General features: G+C 32.8%; 19 protein-coding genes and 1 tRNA gene. 11 read left to right on the top strand and 9 right to left on the bottom strand.

Annotated elements, in window-relative coordinates; translation table 11 throughout:
* The first annotated feature begins 1 nt into the window (after nt 1).
* The 6 genes from ACYQ5R_RS08430 (at nt 2) to ACYQ5R_RS08405 (ending at nt 5940) form a co-directional block, all read left to right on the top strand.
* Nucleotides 2-1798 carry an ATP-binding protein gene (locus tag ACYQ5R_RS08430; RefSeq protein WP_460190480.1) on the top strand — a complete coding sequence of 599 codons (1797 nt, stop codon included), beginning with the start codon at nt 2-4 and terminating at the stop codon, nt 1796-1798.
* 76 nt (nt 1799-1874) lie between these two features.
* On the top strand, nt 1875-3815 hold the full coding sequence (thrS, locus tag ACYQ5R_RS08425) for a threonine--tRNA ligase (RefSeq protein WP_460190479.1): 1941 nt from the start codon (nt 1875-1877) through the stop codon (nt 3813-3815).
* 66 nt (nt 3816-3881) lie between these two features.
* Entirely contained in the window at nt 3882-4397 is a 516-nt protein-coding gene (gene infC / locus ACYQ5R_RS08420) for a translation initiation factor IF-3 (protein ID WP_460190508.1), read from the top strand.
* Between the two features lie 69 nt (nt 4398-4466).
* Complete coding sequence (gene rpmI / locus ACYQ5R_RS08415; protein ID WP_460190478.1) at nt 4467-4664, top strand: 50S ribosomal protein L35; 198 nt, start codon at nt 4467-4469, stop codon at nt 4662-4664.
* A gap of 93 nt (nt 4665-4757) precedes the next feature.
* The gene (gene rplT / locus ACYQ5R_RS08410) at nt 4758-5102 is read left to right on the top strand and encodes a 50S ribosomal protein L20 (RefSeq protein ID WP_460190477.1); all 345 of its coding nucleotides are present in this window, start codon (nt 4758-4760) and stop codon (nt 5100-5102) included.
* A gap of 91 nt (nt 5103-5193) precedes the next feature.
* Nucleotides 5194-5940: an MBL fold metallo-hydrolase gene (locus tag ACYQ5R_RS08405; RefSeq protein ID WP_460190476.1), complete on the top strand. Its 747-nt coding sequence runs from the start codon at nt 5194-5196 to the stop codon at nt 5938-5940.
* Nucleotides 5941-5970: 30 nt separating this feature from the next.
* Here ACYQ5R_RS08405 and prfA read toward each other — a convergent pair whose 3' ends face one another.
* Genes prfA through ACYQ5R_RS08390 form a run of 3 tightly spaced genes read right to left on the bottom strand, consistent with a single transcriptional unit; the run spans nt 5971 to nt 9332 of the window.
* Nucleotides 5971-7047: a peptide chain release factor 1 gene (prfA, locus tag ACYQ5R_RS08400; protein WP_460190475.1), complete on the bottom strand. Its 1077-nt coding sequence runs from the start codon at nt 7045-7047 to the stop codon at nt 5971-5973.
* Between the two features lie 60 nt (nt 7048-7107).
* Nucleotides 7108-8130, bottom strand: coding sequence for a DUF3078 domain-containing protein (locus ACYQ5R_RS08395; protein WP_460190474.1), 1023 nt, complete (start codon nt 8128-8130; stop codon nt 7108-7110).
* A gap of 23 nt (nt 8131-8153) precedes the next feature.
* Nucleotides 8154-9332, bottom strand: coding sequence for an AIR synthase related protein (locus ACYQ5R_RS08390; protein WP_460190473.1), 1179 nt, complete (start codon nt 9330-9332; stop codon nt 8154-8156).
* Nucleotides 9333-9827: 495 nt separating this feature from the next.
* On the opposite strand from ACYQ5R_RS08390, the gene ACYQ5R_RS08385 reads away from it, so the two are divergent.
* Nucleotides 9828-10838 (top strand): glutamine synthetase beta-grasp domain-containing protein, encoded by a 1011-nt coding sequence (locus tag ACYQ5R_RS08385; RefSeq protein WP_460190472.1) that lies wholly within the window; start codon nt 9828-9830, stop codon nt 10836-10838.
* A gap of 50 nt (nt 10839-10888) precedes the next feature.
* On the opposite strand, the gene ACYQ5R_RS08380 is transcribed toward ACYQ5R_RS08385, so the two are convergent.
* A complete protein-coding gene (locus ACYQ5R_RS08380; protein ID WP_460190471.1) occupies nt 10889-11065 on the bottom strand; it encodes a hypothetical protein in 177 nt (58 codons plus the stop codon).
* Between the two features lie 15 nt (nt 11066-11080).
* Entirely contained in the window at nt 11081-12016 is a 936-nt protein-coding gene (locus ACYQ5R_RS08375; RefSeq protein ID WP_460190470.1) for a calcium/sodium antiporter, read from the bottom strand.
* A 140-nt stretch (nt 12017-12156) separates the two neighbouring features.
* Between ACYQ5R_RS08375 and ACYQ5R_RS08370 the strand changes: the two genes are divergently transcribed.
* The 4 genes from ACYQ5R_RS08370 to ACYQ5R_RS08355 all read left to right on the top strand — a co-directional run bounded on the left by ACYQ5R_RS08370 (nt 12157) and on the right by ACYQ5R_RS08355 (nt 15736).
* A complete protein-coding gene (locus tag ACYQ5R_RS08370) occupies nt 12157-12513 on the top strand; it encodes a BlaI/MecI/CopY family transcriptional regulator (protein ID WP_460190469.1) in 357 nt (118 codons plus the stop codon).
* Nucleotides 12514-12515: 2 nt separating this feature from the next.
* Nucleotides 12516-14360, top strand: coding sequence for a M56 family metallopeptidase (locus ACYQ5R_RS08365; protein WP_460190468.1), 1845 nt, complete (start codon nt 12516-12518; stop codon nt 14358-14360).
* A gap of 66 nt (nt 14361-14426) precedes the next feature.
* Nucleotides 14427-15443 (top strand): carboxypeptidase-like regulatory domain-containing protein, encoded by a 1017-nt coding sequence (locus ACYQ5R_RS08360; RefSeq protein WP_460190467.1) that lies wholly within the window; start codon nt 14427-14429, stop codon nt 15441-15443.
* 219 nt (nt 15444-15662) lie between these two features.
* Nucleotides 15663-15736 (top strand) — tRNA-Arg (locus tag ACYQ5R_RS08355).
* Nucleotides 15737-16059: 323 nt separating this feature from the next.
* Here ACYQ5R_RS08355 and ACYQ5R_RS08350 read toward each other — a convergent pair.
* The 4 genes from ACYQ5R_RS08350 to ACYQ5R_RS08335 form a co-directional block, all read right to left on the bottom strand.
* Nucleotides 16060-16185 carry a hypothetical protein gene (locus ACYQ5R_RS08350; protein ID WP_460190466.1) on the bottom strand — a complete coding sequence of 42 codons (126 nt, stop codon included), beginning with the start codon at nt 16183-16185 and terminating at the stop codon, nt 16060-16062.
* A 121-nt stretch (nt 16186-16306) separates the two neighbouring features.
* On the bottom strand, nt 16307-16432 hold the full coding sequence (locus tag ACYQ5R_RS08345; RefSeq protein ID WP_460190465.1) for a hypothetical protein: 126 nt from the start codon (nt 16430-16432) through the stop codon (nt 16307-16309).
* Between the two features lie 148 nt (nt 16433-16580).
* The gene (locus ACYQ5R_RS08340) at nt 16581-18107 is read right to left on the bottom strand and encodes a M28 family peptidase (RefSeq protein WP_460190464.1); all 1527 of its coding nucleotides are present in this window, start codon (nt 18105-18107) and stop codon (nt 16581-16583) included.
* 29 nt (nt 18108-18136) lie between these two features.
* Complete coding sequence (locus tag ACYQ5R_RS08335) at nt 18137-19666, bottom strand: M28 family peptidase (RefSeq protein WP_460190463.1); 1530 nt, start codon at nt 19664-19666, stop codon at nt 18137-18139.
* Nucleotides 19667-19713: the final 47 nt, after the last annotated feature.

The following is a 19713-nucleotide window of genomic DNA, read 5'->3' as shown; positions in this document are numbered from 1 at the left end:
CATGAACAAAAACTTGAAAAATATTGTTATCTACAATGATATATTTCAGAAACTAAGACGTTTATACCTCTTGGCTTTTTTAGCCATTGCAATGGCTATTATTATTTCTCAAATTTTAATTCAAAAACATATAAATAGCCAACAGACAGATTCCAGTGTTGTAAACATAGCCGGAAGACAGCGTATGTTGAGTCAAAAATTAACTAAAGAGATTTTGTTGCTTCAAAATTTAGAAACTCGAGAAAAACTAAAGGCAGTATCGGCTATTGAAGAAACTCTAAATTTACTAGCAACTTCTAATGAAGGTCTATTAAAGGGAAATGATGCATTAAATCTCCCTGAAGAAAAGAACGATGAAATTTTAAAGATGTTCGAATCATTAGAAATTCATTTTGACTCTATAAAAAGTGCTACTAATAAAATTATTCATAAAGTTCAGACTGGTAATAACAGTTATTCTGATGAATTAAATAGTCTTTTAGCATCTGAACCAAATTTTTTACGCCAAATGAATACCATCGTATTTCAATACGATGCAATCAGTCAATCTAAAATTAGAAAACTAAAATTCTTAGAGTCTCTTTTATTTGCAATTTCACTTTTAATTTTAGCTATTGAAATTTTATTCTTGTTTCGTCCAATTTCATTAAAGATCCGCTCTGTTATTAAAGAGCTTGTTGATTCTAAACAAGAAGTACAGTCAAAAGCAAATGCGCTAAATACCATGTATTTGTCTAAAGAAGAATCTTTACAAGAACTTAAAGAACTAAATTACGCTATAGACAATACAGCTCTATTTGTAAGTACAAATAGCAATGGCGAAGCCCTTAACATGAGTAAAAAATTCCAACATTTACTCGGATTAAATTCAAATGAAATTCAAGGAAGTGTCGAAGAATTGATCACTCAAGATGAGGGACAGCGTATTTATTTAAAAGAGCTGATCAAGAACAGAAAACGCATTCACACTGAAGAAATAGAAATAACCAATAAAAATAATGAACTGCTTTGGTTAGAAGTTTCTTTGATTCCGTTAAGTCGAGTGAGCCTAAAACAAAAGACTCTGCTCCTTTGCTCGAATATTACGAAAAGAAAAAGAAATGAGATTGAATTAGAGCGTGTTTCCAAAGAAAAGCACGAGAAAGAAATTCAACTACAGCAAACAATATCGAGTAAAATTATAGAAGGTCAAGAAGAAGAACGAAAACGAATTGCGAAAGACATTCACGACGGTATTGGCCAAATGCTTACTGCATTAAAATTTAATGTAGAAGCATTAAACTCGAACAACACAGAGACACTACCAGAAAAAATAGAAGACCTTAAAGCGCTATCAAAAGAATTAATTCACGGAGTAAGAATGGCTACTTTTAATTTAACACCACCAGAACTAACAGATCATGGTATCGCCTCAGCACTACACACCTTAACTAACAAGCTCGCACAACTCACTGGTAAAGACATAATTTTTGAAAATACTTCTTCATTTAATGGGCGCTTAGATTCCTTAACAGAAATCAATTTATACCGAATTACACAAGAAGCAGTAAACAACGCGATAAAATATGCGAACTCAGAATTCATTTTAGTAAAAATTAATCATAGTAAGAACCTGCTAAGCATCTCAATTGAAGATAATGGAATTGGTTTTGAAACTGGCAAAACCCAAACAAATTACGCCAAAGGAATGGGTATTTTGTTTATGGAAGAACGCATAAAATATATAGACGGAAGACTGTTTATAAATTCTGAAAAAGGTATTGGCACAAAAATCACCTTAAACACCACAATTTCTTAACAAACAATTGCCTTTTCGATGTTGTGTAAGAGTTGCTTTTCTAATATCTTTGCAGCTGAAAATTTTAAAAAGAATTATGATTAACATTACATTACCTGATGGCTCGGTAAAAGAGTTTGAAAATGGCGCCACTCCAATGGATGTTGCCATGAGTATTAGTAGCGGATTAGCTCGAAACGTGATTTCAGCAAAATTTAACGGAATAACCGTTGAAACCGTTACCCCGCTTACCACCAATGGTGATTTAATTCTTTACACGTTTGACAGTGATGAAGGAAAGCAAGCTTTCTGGCATTCATCTGCTCACGTATTAGCACAAGCTATTTTATTTTTTCATCCAAATGCTAAATTAACCATAGGACCATCTATTGATAATGGATTTTATTATGACTTAGATTTAGGTGATGAAACCATCTCTGAAAAGGACTTCAAAAAGATTGAAGATAAAATATTAGAGTTTGCTCGTGGTAAGCATGAATTTAAAATGCGCGAAGTTTCTAAAGCAGAAGCTCTTGATTTTTATAAGTCTCAAAACAATGAATATAAAGTCGAGTTAATTGAAAATTTAACCGATGGCGATATCACTTTTTGTGACCATGCAGATTTTACGGATCTATGTCGTGGAGGACATATTCCTAACACAGGCCTTATAAAAGCAGTAAAAATAACCAGTGCTGCTGGAGCATATTGGAGGGGAGATGAAAATAACACGCAATTAACACGTATTTATGGAATCTCTTTCCCTAAACAAAAGTTGCTCACTGAGTATTTAGAAAAATTAGAAGAAGCCAAACAACGTGACCATAGAAAATTAGGAAAAGAATTAGAACTATTTGCTTTTTCACAAACTGTGGGCCAGGGTATGCCATTATGGTTACCGAAAGGAGCTGAATTAAGAGAACGATTAGAAAATTTCTTAAAGAGAGCTCAAAAGAAAGCGGGTTATGAAATGGTTATTACGCCGCATATTGGTCAAAAAGAATTATATGTCACCTCTGGCCATTACGAGAAATACGGCGAAGATAGTTTTCAGCCTATTCATACACCAAAAGATGCGGAGGAATTTTTGTTAAAACCTATGAATTGTCCACATCATTGTGAAATTTATAAGGTAAAACCATACTCTTACAAAGATTTGCCAAAACGATTTGCAGAATTTGGAACAGTATACAGATATGAACAAAGCGGTGAATTACATGGATTAACTCGTGTTAGAAGCTTTACACAAGATGATGCACATATATTTTGTACTCCAGACCAATTGAATGAAGAATTTAAGAACGTAATCGACCTTGTCTTATACGTTTTTAAATCTTTAGGATTTGAAGATTTTATTGCTCAAATTTCTTTGAGAGATCCAGAGAACAATGAAAAATATATTGGCTCTGATGAAAATTGGGAAAAAGCTGAAAGCGCGATCATAAATGCAGCCAAAGAGAAAGGATTAAATACAGTAGTTGAATATGGAGAAGCAGCATTTTACGGACCAAAATTGGACTTTATGGTAAAAGATGTTCTCGGCAGAAGTTGGCAATTAGGCACGATTCAAGTAGACTATAATTTACCTGAAAGATTTGATCTTCACTATAAAGGAGCTGACAATCAATTACACAGACCAGTAATGATACACCGTGCGCCGTTTGGTTCCATGGAACGATTTATTGCAATATTACTTGAGCATACTGGTGGAAATTTCCCATTATGGTTAACGCCAGATCAAGTTATCATCCTGCCAATCAGTGAGAAATATCAAAAATACGCCGAAAAAGTTTCAGATGTCTTGGAAAATTCCGAAATTCGCGCCCTCATTGACGATCGTAGTGAAAAGACAGGTCGTAAAATTAGAGACGCTGAGCTAAAGAAAATACCTTACATGATTATTGTAGGCGAGCAAGAATCTGAAAACGGGACAGTTTCTGTAAGGAAACATGGTGAAGGCGACAAAGGTGTGTATTCTTTAGAAGAATTTATATCTTTGATGAAACAAGAAATAAAAAGTACATTAAAACAATTTTAGTTTAATTTAAATTTTTAAGCCATAGCAATACGAAGAAAAAGAGGTGGTAGAAGACCTGGAAGAGTAATTAAAGAAGACCAACACCGAATAAATGATAAAATTGTAGGTGTTAGAGAAGTTCGATTAGTTGGAGACAACGTAGAAGTGGGAGTTTACCCACTTTCCAAAGCAAAAGCAATCGCCCAAGAGCTTGAGCTTGATTTGGTTGAGATTTCGCCTAAAGCTGTTCCACCAGTTTGTAAAGCTATTGATTATAAAAAGTTCATGTACGAACAAAAGAAACGTGAAAAGGCTTTAAAATCAAAAGCAACTAAAGTAATTGTTAAAGAAATACGTTTCGGACCTCAGACTGATGAGCATGATTATGAATTTAAAAAGAAACATGCTATTAAGTTTTTGGAAGATGGAGCTAAACTAAAAGCATTTGTGTTCTTTAAAGGACGTTCTATCATCTATAAAGATCAAGGGCAAATTTTACTATTAAAATTAGCTCAAGAATTAGAAGAGTATGGTAAAGTTGAACAAATGCCGAAGTTAGAAGGAAAGCGTATGATTATGTTCATAGCGCCTAAAAAGAAATAAAACTTCGATACTATTCTAAAAGAAGAAACATCGAATTAAGATAATAAGCAAGATAAAAACGAAGGAGAGATGCCTAAAATGAAAACAAAATCTAGTGCCAAGAAACGTTTTAAGATGACGGGTACTGGAAAAATCAAAAGAAAGCATGCTTTTAAAAGTCACATTTTGACTAAAAAATCTAAGAAACGTAAATTACGTTTAACTCATGATGGATTAGTTCACCCAAGTGACGAAAAAAGTATCTTACAACAATTAACTTTGAAATAATAAAGTTAAAGCGGAATTAAGTTTAACCATGTAGTGGAGCACAAAAGTCTCTTTAAACCATAGAGCGCCTGCTATAAAAAAACAAAATGAATTATGCCTAGATCAGTAAATTCAGTAGCTTCAAGAGCAAGAAGAAAGAAAATCTTGAAGCAAGCAAAAGGTTACTTCGGACGTAGAAAAAACGTTTACACAGTAGCAAAAAATGCGGTTGAGAAAGGAATGCAGTATGCATACCGCGACCGTAAAAACAATAAAAGAAATTTCCGTGCATTATGGATCCAACGTATTAATGCTGGTGCACGTTTACACGGAATGTCTTACTCTCAATTCATGGGAAAAGTAAAAGCTAATAACATCGAGTTAAACCGTAAGGTACTTGCTGATTTAGCTATGAACCACCCAGAGGCTTTTAAAGCAGTTGTAGAGAAAGTAAAATAGATAGTTAATACCTTGCTTATAATAGAAACCTCGAACGAAAGTTCGGGGTTTTTTGTTTTTCATACTTTTATGTTTCTAAAATTTACAAACAATGAAATTTTTTCTTTTAGTCTTATCTATAGCTTTTACCTTAGCATCAACTGCTCAAAGCGATAGCTTTAATACCATAAACGGACATACCATAACAATAGCTCCAGTATTACACGGTAGTTTGGTTATTACATTTAAGAACACTACTATTTTTGTAGACCCTTATGGAGGAAGTGATTTATTTGCCAAGTACGGAAATCCCGACTTCATTTTAATTACTGATATTCATGGCGATCACTTAAATCAAAAGACATTAGACGGCCTAGATACAAGAACTAGTAAAATTATAGCCCCTCAAGCGGTTTATGATAAAATTGACACCTCATATCATGCTAAATTTGATATTGTAAATAATGGGGAAAACATCACTAAAGACGACATTATCATATCTGCTATTCCGATGTACAACCTTCCAGAATCCTCAGATTCTAGACATACCAAAGGTAGAGGCAATGGGTATATTTTAGATTTTGATGGCACTACGGTTTACATTTCTGGTGATACTGAAGATATACCAGAAATGCGCAGTTTAAAAGGTATAGATTTAGCCTTTGTTTGCATGAACCTACCGTACACTATGGATATCAATCAAGCGGCAAGTGCAGTCTTAGAATTTCAACCTAAAGTTGTTTACCCTTATCATTATAGGGGTAAAAATGGATTCTCTGATGTAAATAAATTTAAGGAACTTGTAAATAAAACCAATCCAATTATTGATGTACGACTAAGAGCATGGTATCCGCAATAAAAAAACGCTCCAATTGGAGCGTTTAAAGTTTTATAGTACCTCACCAAGTTCTTTTAGCTTCTCCGTGTTTTCAGCGAGTTTTAATTCATCAATGATTTTATGAATATCACCATTTATAACATTTTGTAAATCATACAAAGTTAACCCGATTCTGTGTTCAGTAACTCGACCTTGCGGATAGTTGTAGGTTCGTATTTTTGCAGAACGATCTCCACTAGACACCATACTTTTACGCTTTGCTGAATCTTCTGCCAACTTTTTTGCTAATTCCATTTCGTACAATCTCGTACGCAATACCTTGATAGCTTTCTCCAAATTTTTATGAGATGATTTTTGATCTTGACAGCTTACTATCATGCCAGTTGGTTCGTGGTGTAATTTAATCGCCGAATACGTCGTATTTACCGATTGACCTCCTGGCCCTGTAGATGTAGTACGTTCGATCCGAACATCACTCATATCTAATTGCACATCAAATTCTTCTGCCTCAGGCAAGACTATAACAGTAGCTGCACTTGTGTGTACTCGACCTTGTGTTTCTGTTTGAGGAACACGTTGTACCCGATGCACACCTGATTCAAACTTCATATCTCCGTAAACATCTGTACCATTAACACTAAATATAATCTCTTTAAATCCTCCAGATGTTCCTTCGTTTAAATTTTCAACTTCAGTACTCCACCCCCTATCAGAGGCATATTTTGTGTACATTCTATAAAGATCACCTGCAAAAATACTCGCTTCATCACCACCTGTTCCTGCACGAATCTCAACGATTACATTTTTAGCATCTTCAGGATCCTTAGGAATCAACATAAATTTGATTTCCTCTTCTAATCGAGGTATCGCTTCGTTTGCCTCTTCCATTTCCATTTTAGCCATTTCAGTCATCTCAGCATCAGAACCATCCGCAATAATTTCTTTAGCTTCAGCAATATTTGCTAATAAACCTTCATATTCTTTGATTTTCTCAACCATAGCACTCAAATCTTTATACTCTTTATTGAGTTTGATATAGCGCTTTTGATCTGAAATTATATCGGGCTGAATGATTAAGTCCGAAACCTCGTCAAATCTTTGTTTTACTATATGAAGTTTGTCTAACATACCTAAATTTTTGAATAGGCAAATGTACAATTTTAATTACACTTTTAAGAAATGAAGAATTTAAAAGTCGTACGTAATTCCGATACCTAGAAGTTGTTTCCATTGCACTTTTGCACCTGAAATAAGCACCTCCTCATCATCAATGGTTTCAGTAAATTTGATATCGTTATCGTATTTTAAATGAGAACCCAATAAGGCTCTGATATAATCATTTACTTTAAAATCAAATACAAATTCCCAATCTACATCAATGTTTCCAAAATCATTTACATAATCAGTATAAAAACTAACTAGATTTCTAAAGAATATATTTTTCCAAAGTTCTTTTTCAAACTTACTTGCAATCAGGATTCCAAGTTCTTCTCTCGATCTTTTACCTTCTCGTATCATATTTCCTTCATCATCAAATTCAGCACCTTGCACACCAAATGCCCCAGCATTTGCCAACTCTTGACTTAATACGAATGTAGACTTTAAGGTTAAAGGAGATATGTAGGTATTGAATTCTTCAACAGGATCGCTATATATTGTACCTGCACCAACGAATAAATAGGCTGGTGCCATAAATGCAGAAATTAATTTCTTATCCTCGCCACTGTACGAATACCCATTGGCGAATTGTGTCTTAAAACTTAGATTTGCGGAAGAATACCAATTAGAGGTTGTATCTCGTCTATAACCAACTGTTGAGTACAATTCTAACATATCATCTGTTTTACGAACACCGGCATTCTCCTGTTTATTCACCCCAAAGCGAGCCATTAACCGATTGTTCCAAACAAAATTACCTTTCTTATAATTTCGTTCGAATTCAGCATTCAATAAACCAGAAATAGAATTAGTACCACCTGCATTCCAATTTACAAAGGCCACCTCACTAATATCTAGTCCTACCCTATTTTTTCTAATCCAAAAAGCCGAATCTAATTTAACCTTTTTTGTTTTGGGTAAGACCACTAAATCCCTTAAAGAAACTTTATAAATGCTGTCTGATTCAATTCCCTTAACTGTAATAGATTCGTTCTGAGCAAAAAGCAATGTTGAAAATACTAAAAATAAAAGTGTGGTTAATCTTTTAATCATTGGTTATTGCGCGAAATGGTATTTTAATATTCAAATGTTCCGTACGTGCTTTTTATAGTCAATTTTTTTTCTTCTGAATCAATTACCTTGCCAATAATTTGAGCATCTACATTAAACGACTTAGAAATCGCAATAATATCATCGGCTATAGATTCATTTACATACAACTCCATTCGATGCCCACAATTAAACACTTGGTACATCTCTTTCCAATCTGTACCAGACTGTTCTTGAATCAATTTGAATAACGGCGGAATATCAAATAAATTATCTTTAACAACATGAAGCTCATCAATGAAATGCAAAATTTTGGTTTGAGCACCTCCACTACAATGCACCATGCCATGCACTTCTTTGGCATTGTACTTTGAAAGAATCTCTTTTATAATAGGTGCATAAGTTCTAGTTGGAGATAAGACCAATTTACCAGCATCTATTGGGCTATTTTTAACTGTGTCTGTTAAATTTACATTTCCAGAATATATGAGTTCCTTAGGAACAGCTTCGTCAAAACTTTCAGGATATTTATCTGCTAGTTTTTTATTAAAAACATCGTGCCTTGCAGAAGTTAAACCATTACTTCCCATTCCTCCATTATACTCCGATTCATAAGAAGCTTGACCAAATGAAGCTAAACCTACTATAACATCTCCTGCTATAATATTAGCATTATCAATAACATCTGATCGTTTTATTCTCGCAGTTACCGTGGAATCTACAATAATCGTTCTAACTAAATCACCAACATCTGCAGTTTCTCCACCCGTTGATTGGATAGTCACACCAAACTTATTTAATTCCCTTATTAGTTCCTCTGTACCGTTTATAATAGCAGAAATAACTTCACCAGGAATTAAGTTTTTATTTCTTCCAATGGTAGAAGAAAGCATGATATTATCTGTTGCTCCAACACACAATAAATCGTCAATATTCATTATTAAAGCATCTTGTGCAATCCCTTTCCAAACGGAAATATCTCCTGTTTCTTTCCAATACATATAAGCTAATGAACTCTTTGTACCTGCACCATCGGCATGCATGATCAAGCAATAGTCATCATCATTTGTAAGGTAATCAGGTATTATTTTACAAAAAGCCTTAGGAAACAATCCTTTGTCAACGTTTTTAATAGCATTATGCACATCTTCTTTAGATGCAGACACTCCCCTTTGACTATATCTTTTACTAATTTCTGAGCTCATATGAAAGATTGAAATTCAATGGCACAAATTTAATTCAATTGACTATAAAAAATATCATTTTACAGTCAAAAATTAGTTCGAAGCCAAAGTCTATAATTGTATGTAATAAAATTAACACCAATAATAGAATAACTAAAAATTAAGAAGTTTTACAAAAAATTAGAATAATAAATATAGATATGATAATTTGAATAGAATTCATCCATTATTTAATAAAAAAAAGCGTTATAAATTACAAACAATTTATTACGTAATTCGCAACCTTTTTTCAATATAATTGCGTTATTTTTTAACAAATTACAATATCGCTTAAGTATTTTTAATTTTACCCCCTGTATTAATAACATTATAAGAATATAATTAGGCAAAAAATAACGTTTTCATAAAAATAACTTTGATTCCTTATTATTATGTTTTTGAAAAGATGCTTCTTCAACTTTTCAAGTATATTTGTCCGACATTAAAAACGTAAATTAACAAAAATCACACAACACAATGGCTAAAATAAAATTAGAGTACATTTGGTTAGATGGTTACAAGCCAACCCAAAATTTAAGAAGTAAAACTAAGGTTGAAGATCACGATGATTTCAAAGGAACTTTGGAAGAATTGGATTTATGGTCTTTTGACGGTTCATCAACTTTACAAGCAGAAGGTGGTTCTTCTGACTGTTTATTAAAACCAGTTGCAATCTACCCAGATCCTCAAAGAAGAGATGGTTATTTAGTAATGTGTGAGGTTTTAAATGCTGATGGTACTCCACATGAAAGTAACGGTAGAGCTACTATTGATGATAATGATGATGACTTCTGGTTCGGTTTTGAGCAAGAGTACTTTATTATGGATGTAAACACTCAATTGCCATTAGGATTCCCAATTGGTGGTTACCCTGGCCCACAAGGATTATACTATTGTTCTGTTGGTGGAAAAAACACTTGGGGTAGAGAATTTGTTGAAGAACACGCAAACTTATGTATTGATGCAGGTTTGAACTTTGAAGGTATTAACCAAGAGGTTGCTGCAGGTCAGTGGGAGTTCCAGTTATTTGCAAAAGGAGCTAAAAAAGCGGGTGATGAGATCTGGATTGCTAGATACCTATTAGACCGTTTAACTGAACAGTATGGATACTACATTGAATATCACCCAAAACCAATTAAAGGTGACTGGAATGGTTCTGGTATGCATGCTAACTTCTCAAACAGCATCTTAAGAGAATGTGGAGATAAGGAAACTTATATGAAAATTTGTGAGGCGTTCCGTCCAGTAGCTGCTGAGCATATTGCTGTTTACGGTGAGTTTAACGATCAACGTTTAACTGGTTTACATGAAACTGCTTCAATTCACGACTTTAGCTATGGTGTATCTGATCGTGGTGCTTCTATTCGTATTCCTATTATTACAGTAGAAAAAGGATGGAAAGGTTGGTTAGAAGACAGAAGACCAGCTTCTAACGGTGATCCATATAAAATTGCTGCAAGAATCATTAAGACAGTAAAATCTGCTTAATAATCCTATATTTGTTCATAATAAAAAAGCCGCAATTTATTGCGGCTTTTTTATCTACTAATCATTCGAACCATTAAAACTAGGGTGAATTTTAGTAGCAACATATCTATCTTTCTAAAATAATTTAAATACCAATTATTACCACAAGCACCCATTCTATCATTGCTTGAATTAGTATTGGTATTCCAAACATTTTTATTTTCTCTGTTTAATTCTTTTGAATTCATAAAAACAACTTACTTCTAAAGTATCGTTGTAAACATAAAAACACCATAAAAAAGAAGTAAAAATATACCCTCTACATAACTGAGCTTCATCCGTTTTAAACCAAATACCAATGGAAATATTAGAAATGCTAGAACGAGCATCCATATAATATCGCTGGTCAACAGACCTTCATCCTGCGCCTGTATTGGTGTTACTATTGCTGTTAATCCTAAAACTGCTAAAATGTTAAACACGTTAGAACCTATTAGATTGCCTAAAGAAATGGCTTTTTCCTTCTTTAACACTGCAATTACAGAAGCTGCCAATTCAGGTATACTTGTCCCTATAGAAACAATCGTAATACCAATAATGCGCTCACTTACACCAAAGGCTCCTGCTAAATCAACCGCGCCCATTATGAGCAATTCTGAACCACCCCATAAGGCTACACTGCCAATTGTTAAAAACAATACGTTTTTATACAAAGGTAACTCCTCATCGTCTTCTGGTAATTCATCTACAACAGCCACCTTTTGAAAACGAAGGATATAAACTAAAAAAACAATGAGCATTGTAAACAAAATTGCACCTTCATAAGTTTGAATAACTCCATCAAATCCTATAAATAAATACAACGTAAGAGAGGCGAGCATTAAAACTGGCCAATCTACTTTATAAAAACTTTTTTGAATAGATATGGTTCCTAAACAAATAGTCACACCTAGAACCAAACCCAAATTGGCAATATTAGAACCTATAACATTTCCAAGTGCCAAATCTGCTTTTCCATAAAGCGCAGACTTCAGACTGACAATCAATTCAGGAGCCGAAGTGGCAAAGGAAACAACGGTCATACCAATTACTATTTTCGGAATATTTAATCGAAGAGAAAATCCCACGGCTGACTTTAACAACCAATTACCTCCTACAATTAATAAGACCAATCCTAAAACAATAAACAGTACATCCATTCAACAAAAATTTAGGCAAATATAAACTATTTGATAGTGGTTTCTTACTGTAAAATAGATGCAAAAAAAATGTTAAAACTATTTTAGCAGTTGTATAACTATAAAAATAGTTATAGGTTTACGGTATCAATTTCAGCAAGATGGAAAAACTCACAAATAAGGAAGAAGAAATTATGCAAGTACTTTGGAAGCTCGAAAAAGCTTTTGTTAAAGATATTGTTCCTCTACTTCCAGATAATCCACATTACAATACCGTATCTACTACTGTTAGAAAAATGGAAGATAAAGGTTATGTAAAGCACATCGCTTATGGCAAAACACATCAGTACTATCCTGCTATTGCAAAAGAGGAGTACCGAAAAGGGTTCATGAATAAGACGATCAACAATTATTTTGAAAATTCTTATAAAAACGTTGTTTCATTCTTTGCCAAAGAAGAGAAAATTAGTATTGAAGAACTAAAAGAAATCATTGATTTAATCGAAAAGAAAAAGTAATTATGGAATATTTTATCAAAGTATCATCGCTCATTGCAGTATTCTACATTTTCTATAAGGTAATTTTACAAAAAGAGACCTTCTTTCAATCTAATAGAGCTTATCTCTTATTAGGAATTGTAACTTCTTTTACAATACCATTTATAACAATAACTAAATATGAAGAATTAGTTGAAATACCTGTTTCTCATTTTACCAATGTTAGCACTACTAGATATATAACTGAAGTACCAACGGAAATTCAATGGGATAAAATTGTTTTAATTATTTACGGATTAGGCATCCTATATTTCTTAGTTCAATTTTTAATTTCATTAATTTCTATAATCCGGTTAATAAGTCTTGAAAACAAAGAGAGTAGTCAAGGTTTTGTATTTATTAAAACCACTAAGAATATGGCGCCTTGTTCTTTCTTTAATTATATCATTTATAATGAATCTCATTTTGAAAAAGAAGAATTAATTCAAATTATAAATCACGAAAAAATACATGCTTACCAGTGGCATTCTATAGACATTATTCTAAGTCAATTAGTGAGTATCGTTTTTTGGTGTAATCCGTTTAGCTGGTTGTATAAAAAAGAAGTGGTTCACAATTTAGAATACATTGCAGATGCAGCAACTCAGCAACAAGCAAATTGCCACAAGAGCTATCAAAAACTTTTATTAAAAACGAGTATCAACGATGGTCAATTGACTTTGACAAACAATTTTTACAACTCATTCATTAAAAAACGAATTATTATGTTACACAAAAACCCATCAAAACAATATCGACAATTAAAAATGTTACTGATTGTACCTTTTTTAGTAGCCTTTGTATTTGCCTTTAACACTATAGTTGTTGCTCAAAAACCCAATTTTAAAGAAATAGAGGTTGTTGAAAAGAGTAAAGAAGAAAAACCAACGGTTAAAGAAATAAAAGTTGTTAAGCAATCTAAGACTTCTAAGAGTACTCCAGACATAATTGAAATTGATAATGATGTTCATGATTACATTATCACAAAGGACACTAAAGATTTAGAAAAGTTAAAAAGTCAATTAAGTGCTCAGGGAGTTACTGCCAAATTTAAAGGTGTTAAGCGCAACAGTAAAGGAGAAATTACTGCTATTAAAGTTGATTTAAAATCAAAAGCTACTTCAGCAAATTTTGCGCAAAGCGGCGACAAACCAATTCAACCAATTAAGATTTCTTTTGAAGATGGAGGAGCTGAATTAAGTTTGGGTAGTTCAACTACCCACAATGTGTTTATTCGTGAAAAAGAAAGCACTAAAAATAACGTGTGGGTTATCAGAGATACAGATGAAAAAATTCATGAAATCAATCCAGATAGTGATAAAATTATTGAAATAAAAAAAGATGGTGATCACCAAGTGATTGAAATCAAAGGAGAAGGAGCTTCATCTTCAGTTTGGGTAACCAAAGGGGAAGATGCTGACAAAATTATCGAAATTAAAACAGGAGACGGAAAACACGAAATCATAGAAATTAAAAAAGAGGGTGAATCCGATACGAATGTTTGGGTTTCTAAAGATGGAGAACATGAAGTTATCGAAATCAAAACCGGTGGAGAACATGATTCTTTTAAAATAAAAAAGGACGATGTTATAGAAGTTCATCCTAATGATTCAAACTCTTTTGTATATATGTCTAATGATAAAAAGGGGCAACCTTTGTTTGTTATTGATGGTAAAATTGTAGAAGATTTAGACACGAATAAATTAGATAAATTGATTGACCCAAACGATATCGAATCAATGAATGTGTTAAAAGGAGAATCTGCTGAAAAAAAATATGGAGATAAAGGCAAGAATGGCGTAATAGAAATAATTACTAAAAAGCAATAAGCCAATCTTTAACCTCACAACTTTCTTAAACCACTTAAATATTTAAGCGGTTTATATTTTGCACTCATGAAAAAACTAATTCTCATTCTTTGTTTAATTGTAATTCATCAACTAAATGCTCAATTTGAAATTACGGAACAAGTATTTGACAAAATCACCAAAGCTCCATTGTATGGTGCAACGGTTTATCTAGACGGAAGTTCTGTCGGAACTGCTACAGATACTAATGGTACTTTTAAAATTTATATTGACAGTAAAGTTAATGCTCAATTAGTTATAAGTTTTGTTGGATACAAAACCTATTATATTGAACCAAGTGAGTTTAATTCATTGAATACAATTTATTTGGAAGAAAAAAACAATGAGCTTGACGAGGTTGTATTAGCAAAGGACATCTGGAGTAGAGAAAAAAAGGAACGGTATTTTTTAAGTCAATTTCTAGGAATCAATGAAGCAGCCAAACATTGCATAATAAATAATCTTAAAGATGTAGAGTTGATCTATAATGCTGAGTTAAATACACTAATGGCATTTAGCGACTCCCCTATTTATATAACCAACAAACATTTAGGATATAAATTACAATACAACTTAATTGATTTTGAAATAACCTTTAAAAACAGCTATCCAAATAATTTATTAATCATTCATAAAGTATATTATGCGGGCACCTCTTTCTTTTCAGAATTAAAATCTAAACCCAAAAAGAAATATGTAAAAAATAGAACTGAAACATACAATGGATCTATAATGCACTTTATGCGCTCTTTGGCAGCAGAGAAATTACATGAAAATAGTTTTGAACTGTATCACAAATCATTTAAAACCAATCCATCGTTTCATATTTCGGTAACTAATATGAAAAATACCAACACTAAAAACATCGTATTTAAATCTGAGAATCTTAGTGTTCTTTACGACAGACAAGAACAATCTGAAATTTTGTTATCAAACCCATCTTATAACACCATTTCTATCGACCATTACGGCAACTATTCTCCAACAACAACACTTCTATTTGGAGGAAGTTTTGGGCAAAAAAGAATATCGAGTTTGCTACCACTAGATTATAACATGAATTAAGTTACTTCAACTTAGAATTGGTACATTTGTATTATGAAACAAAACATGTTTAGAGCGCTTGCTAAAATCAATAAAGCTTTGCTTCCTTCTTTTACTAAAAAGCGGCTAGACATGGCAAAAGCAAAGAAATGGCAACTTGCAATAATAGGTTGGAGATATTTTGTTACAAAAAATAGTTTGTAAATTTAGAATAATGCTTATCTTTGCAACCGCAAAAAAGGCCGCGTGGCGCAACTGAATAGCGCATCTGATTACGGCTCAGAAGGTTATAGGTTTGAATCCTATCGCGGTCACAATTAAAAAAAGCTTCACTTATGCAGTGAAGCTTTTTTATTTTAACTTAATTTAACCTTTATTCTAACAACTTGCTATAGTTGTAAAAATAAAACTGTTTAGAATATAAAATAGGCTAATTAGCCTATTTTCAAAACATATCTATTTAACATTGATAATCTTAAACACTCCAATTACTATTCAAAGGTTTTAGCGTTTAATAGAGATGATTTACAATGTTTATCTAAATTTTCCGTAAGAATTTTAATATTTCACAAAAAAAAAGGCATACGCCTCTTTTATGTGGTTAAGAAAAATGAACATCTTGGAGTCTTAGAATTATTTATAACCCAAAAATTGTTTTAAGTCCAACTACAAACACACTTACTAATGCCAATGATACACTCACAATTGTCAACCAAGTCACCACAAACATTCCTCTGTCAATTAAATTATTCGTTGTCTTCATCTTATAAGGTTTTAGAATTAATAGTAGCCGTACTTACATAAACATATTTTTAGTTTCTTTTCTAACGCAGTTCTTACATGTGCATTGTTTATTTTTATCGTTTTAAGGCAGTTTTAACATATTAGAATCCGAATACTGTTTTAAATCCAGCTATAAATACCATTGCTATTAAAGTAGATGCTACAGCAATTCCTAACCAAGATATTACTGATAAAACTTTGCTTTTAAATGTCTCTTCATTTCTCATGACTCCTTCATTTTAGATAAAAGAATAGATACAAATTAAATGCCAAGAGTACGTTAAGAAGCATATATAAGTGATATTAAGAACTATTTAACAATAAAAAAACCCGCTGCAATGCAACGGGTTTTAAGGTTGAATATTTGAATGTAAATTAGTTCTTGTCGGAAGTTACCTCATCAATCACTAATCTTTTATCTTTATTTGCTAATTCCCAAGCAGTATAAAATACTAACTGAGCTCTCTTTTGCAAAAGATCAAATTCAATTTTTTCAATGGTATCTGTTGGTTTGTGGTAATCTGCATGTACACCATTAAAATAAAATATTACAGGAATCCCATTCTTTGCAAAATTCCAATGATCAGACCTATAATAGTAACGTTGCGGGTGACCTTCATCATTATACGTATAATCTAAGTGCATATTAATATAAGTCTTATTCGCTTCATCAGAGATATCATGCAATTCTTGAGAAATTTTATCAGCTCCAATTAAGTAGATATAATCTCTTCTTTCGTAATTGCGTTCACCAGCTCTACCAATCATATCAATGTTTAAATTAGCAACCGTATTATCTAAAGAAAATACAGGATTAGCTGCGTAGTAGCTAGACCCTAATAGGCCTTTCTCTTCACCTGTAACAGTCATGAATAATATTGAACGTCTTGGCCCATTGCCGTCTACTTTTGCTTGCGCAAAAGCTTCGGCCATTTCTAATACAGCAACAACTCCTGAACCATCGTCATCTGCTCCATTATTAATTTGGCCATCACTAGAAATACCAATATGATCATAATGTGCTGTCAAAATAATTAGTTCATTTTTTAGATCTGTTCCCTCAATAAATCCTAAAACATTTTCAGATTCTACTTTACGACTTATAAAATCTAACTTATAGGCAACATTACCTGATTTTACCTTTTTTAATATTGAAGGTTTTGTTTCGGCTTTTGAAATTTTCTTAACTAAATTATCAAATGAAGTGTTTAAAATAGATGCTGCTAAATCTGGACTTATTGTAAAAGTACCAATACCATCTTGTGGTTTATCACCAAAGTCAACACTTAATCGCTCTCTTTTTGCATAGGCTGCATAACGCTTTGCCAACTTTTCAAAATCATCTTGAGAAGCAGATGGCACAGCAAATAAAGCTTTGGCACCTTGTTCTTTAATTGCAGCTGATGTAAATTGACGTTTACGTCTATCTGACTGAATTATTAAAACTGCTTTTCCTTCAACATCTAATGCAGCTAGTTCTTTTTTAGAACCCGTTCCAGCAAAAACAACATCTTCGATTATTTCATTTGTACTGTTGCTTGTACCTGAGTATAAAAAATCTGAACCAGATTTAAATGACTTACCATTGGTCTTAATATACATTTCACCTGCTTTTACAGCTTTTAATGGCACATCTTGGTAATAACCTCCATTCACAGGGCCCGTTAACCCATTCTCTTTAAAACTTTGTTTAATAAAAGCCGCTGCCATTTTTTGACCACGCTCACCAGTTCCTCTGCCTTCCAGAGCATCTGAGGCTATAATACTTAAGTCTTCTTTTAGCTCTTCTTGAGTAATTGTTTGCGCGTATTTAACTCGAACAGGATCTTGTGTATTTTGTTGTGCATTAACTACACCTAATCCTGCAAGTACTAACGCCGAAAGGACAATACTTCTTTTCATTTTTAAAGTTGAATATTTGTTGTTATTATTTATTGTTGTTTATCTACTACCAAACGATTGTCTCTATTTGCAATTTCCCAAGCAGTATAAAAAACTAATTGAGTTCTCTTGTGCATTAACTCGAACTCTATTTTGTCAACTGTATCTGTTATTTTATGATAGTCTGGGTGCGATCCAGTAGTGTAAAATATTACTGGAATTCCGTTTTTTGCAAAATTCCAGTGATCTGAACGATAATAAATTCGTTCAGGATGGTCTTCCGCATTATACGTGTAATCTAAATAAAGATTGGTGTATTTTTTATTCATTTCTTCACTTAAATCATGCAACTCAGTTGATAATTTATCAGAACCAACAAGAGACACATAATCTTTCCCTACAATCTCTTCTCTATCATCAATTCTACCAATCATATCTATATTTAAATTAGCTACTGTATTCTCTAAAGGATAAATAGCATTTTCTGCATAATACTCAGAACCAAACAATCCTTTTTCTTCTGCTGTAACCATTAAAAACAATATGCTTCTTCTTGGACCATTACCATCTTTTTTTGCTTTCGCAAATGCTTCAGCAATTTCCATTACAGCAACAACACCAGATCCATCATCATCGGCTCCATTAAACACTTCTCCATTATTATCTAAACCAATATGATCGTAATGAGCGGTCAAAACTAAAACTTCATCTTTTAAATCTGACCCTTCTATATACCCCATAACATTCTCTGAAATAATTGATTCAGACTCGAATTCTAATTGGTAACTGATAGGTCTCGATTTAAATTTTTTATATGCCTTTTTCTTGCCCTCTTTATGAGCTTCTATGGCAGCCATTAATGATTCAAAAGATTGATTAAACATTGCGGCTCCATGAGATGGGCTCACAAACATGATTCCAGCTTTTTCAATATCAGATTCACCCTTATCTAAAGATAATGTTTCGCGATTAAAATATCCTTTATATCTATTGTAATAAGATTGATATCCAGCTTCATCATCACTATAGATAACAAATAACATTTTACCCCCATTATCTTGAACATATTTTAATGCATTTTGACGAGTAAACCTGTCTGTTGTTTGTATTAAAACAGCATTATCTTTTACCTCAACCACAGCTAGTTCTTCTTCAGAACCACTACCTGCAAAAACGATATTCGAATTAATTACATCTGTTGTAAACGCTGGTCCATAGTAAAGAAAATCTTCAATATTCCTAATCGTTTCATCTCCAAAAGTCACAAAGATATCCCCTGGTTTTGATGTTTTAAAAGGAACATTTTGATAGTAACCTCCACCAGTTTCTCCTGGACCTATTAGTCCGATTTCTTCAAAATGAGCTCGAATAAATGCTGCTGCCATTTTCTGACCTCTTGACCCTGTATCTCTTCCTTCAAGGGCATCAGAAGCTAAAATTGTCAAATCTTCTTTTAGTTCGTTGACCGTAATAGTATTTGCATATTCTTGAACCGAAACTTTTGTCTCAACTGTTTCAGGTGCTTGAGCAACCATACATATTGAGAATAGCATTGCCACCGGAGCATTTAATTTTTTCATGTATTTTAAAGGTGTTTGAATGTGTGCGTATTGTGTATATTGTGTGT

The sequence above is a fragment of the Urechidicola sp. KH5 genome (assembly GCF_054661455.1).
Note: the sequence above shows the minus strand (reverse complement) of the source record. Positions and strands in the feature narration are given on the sequence as shown.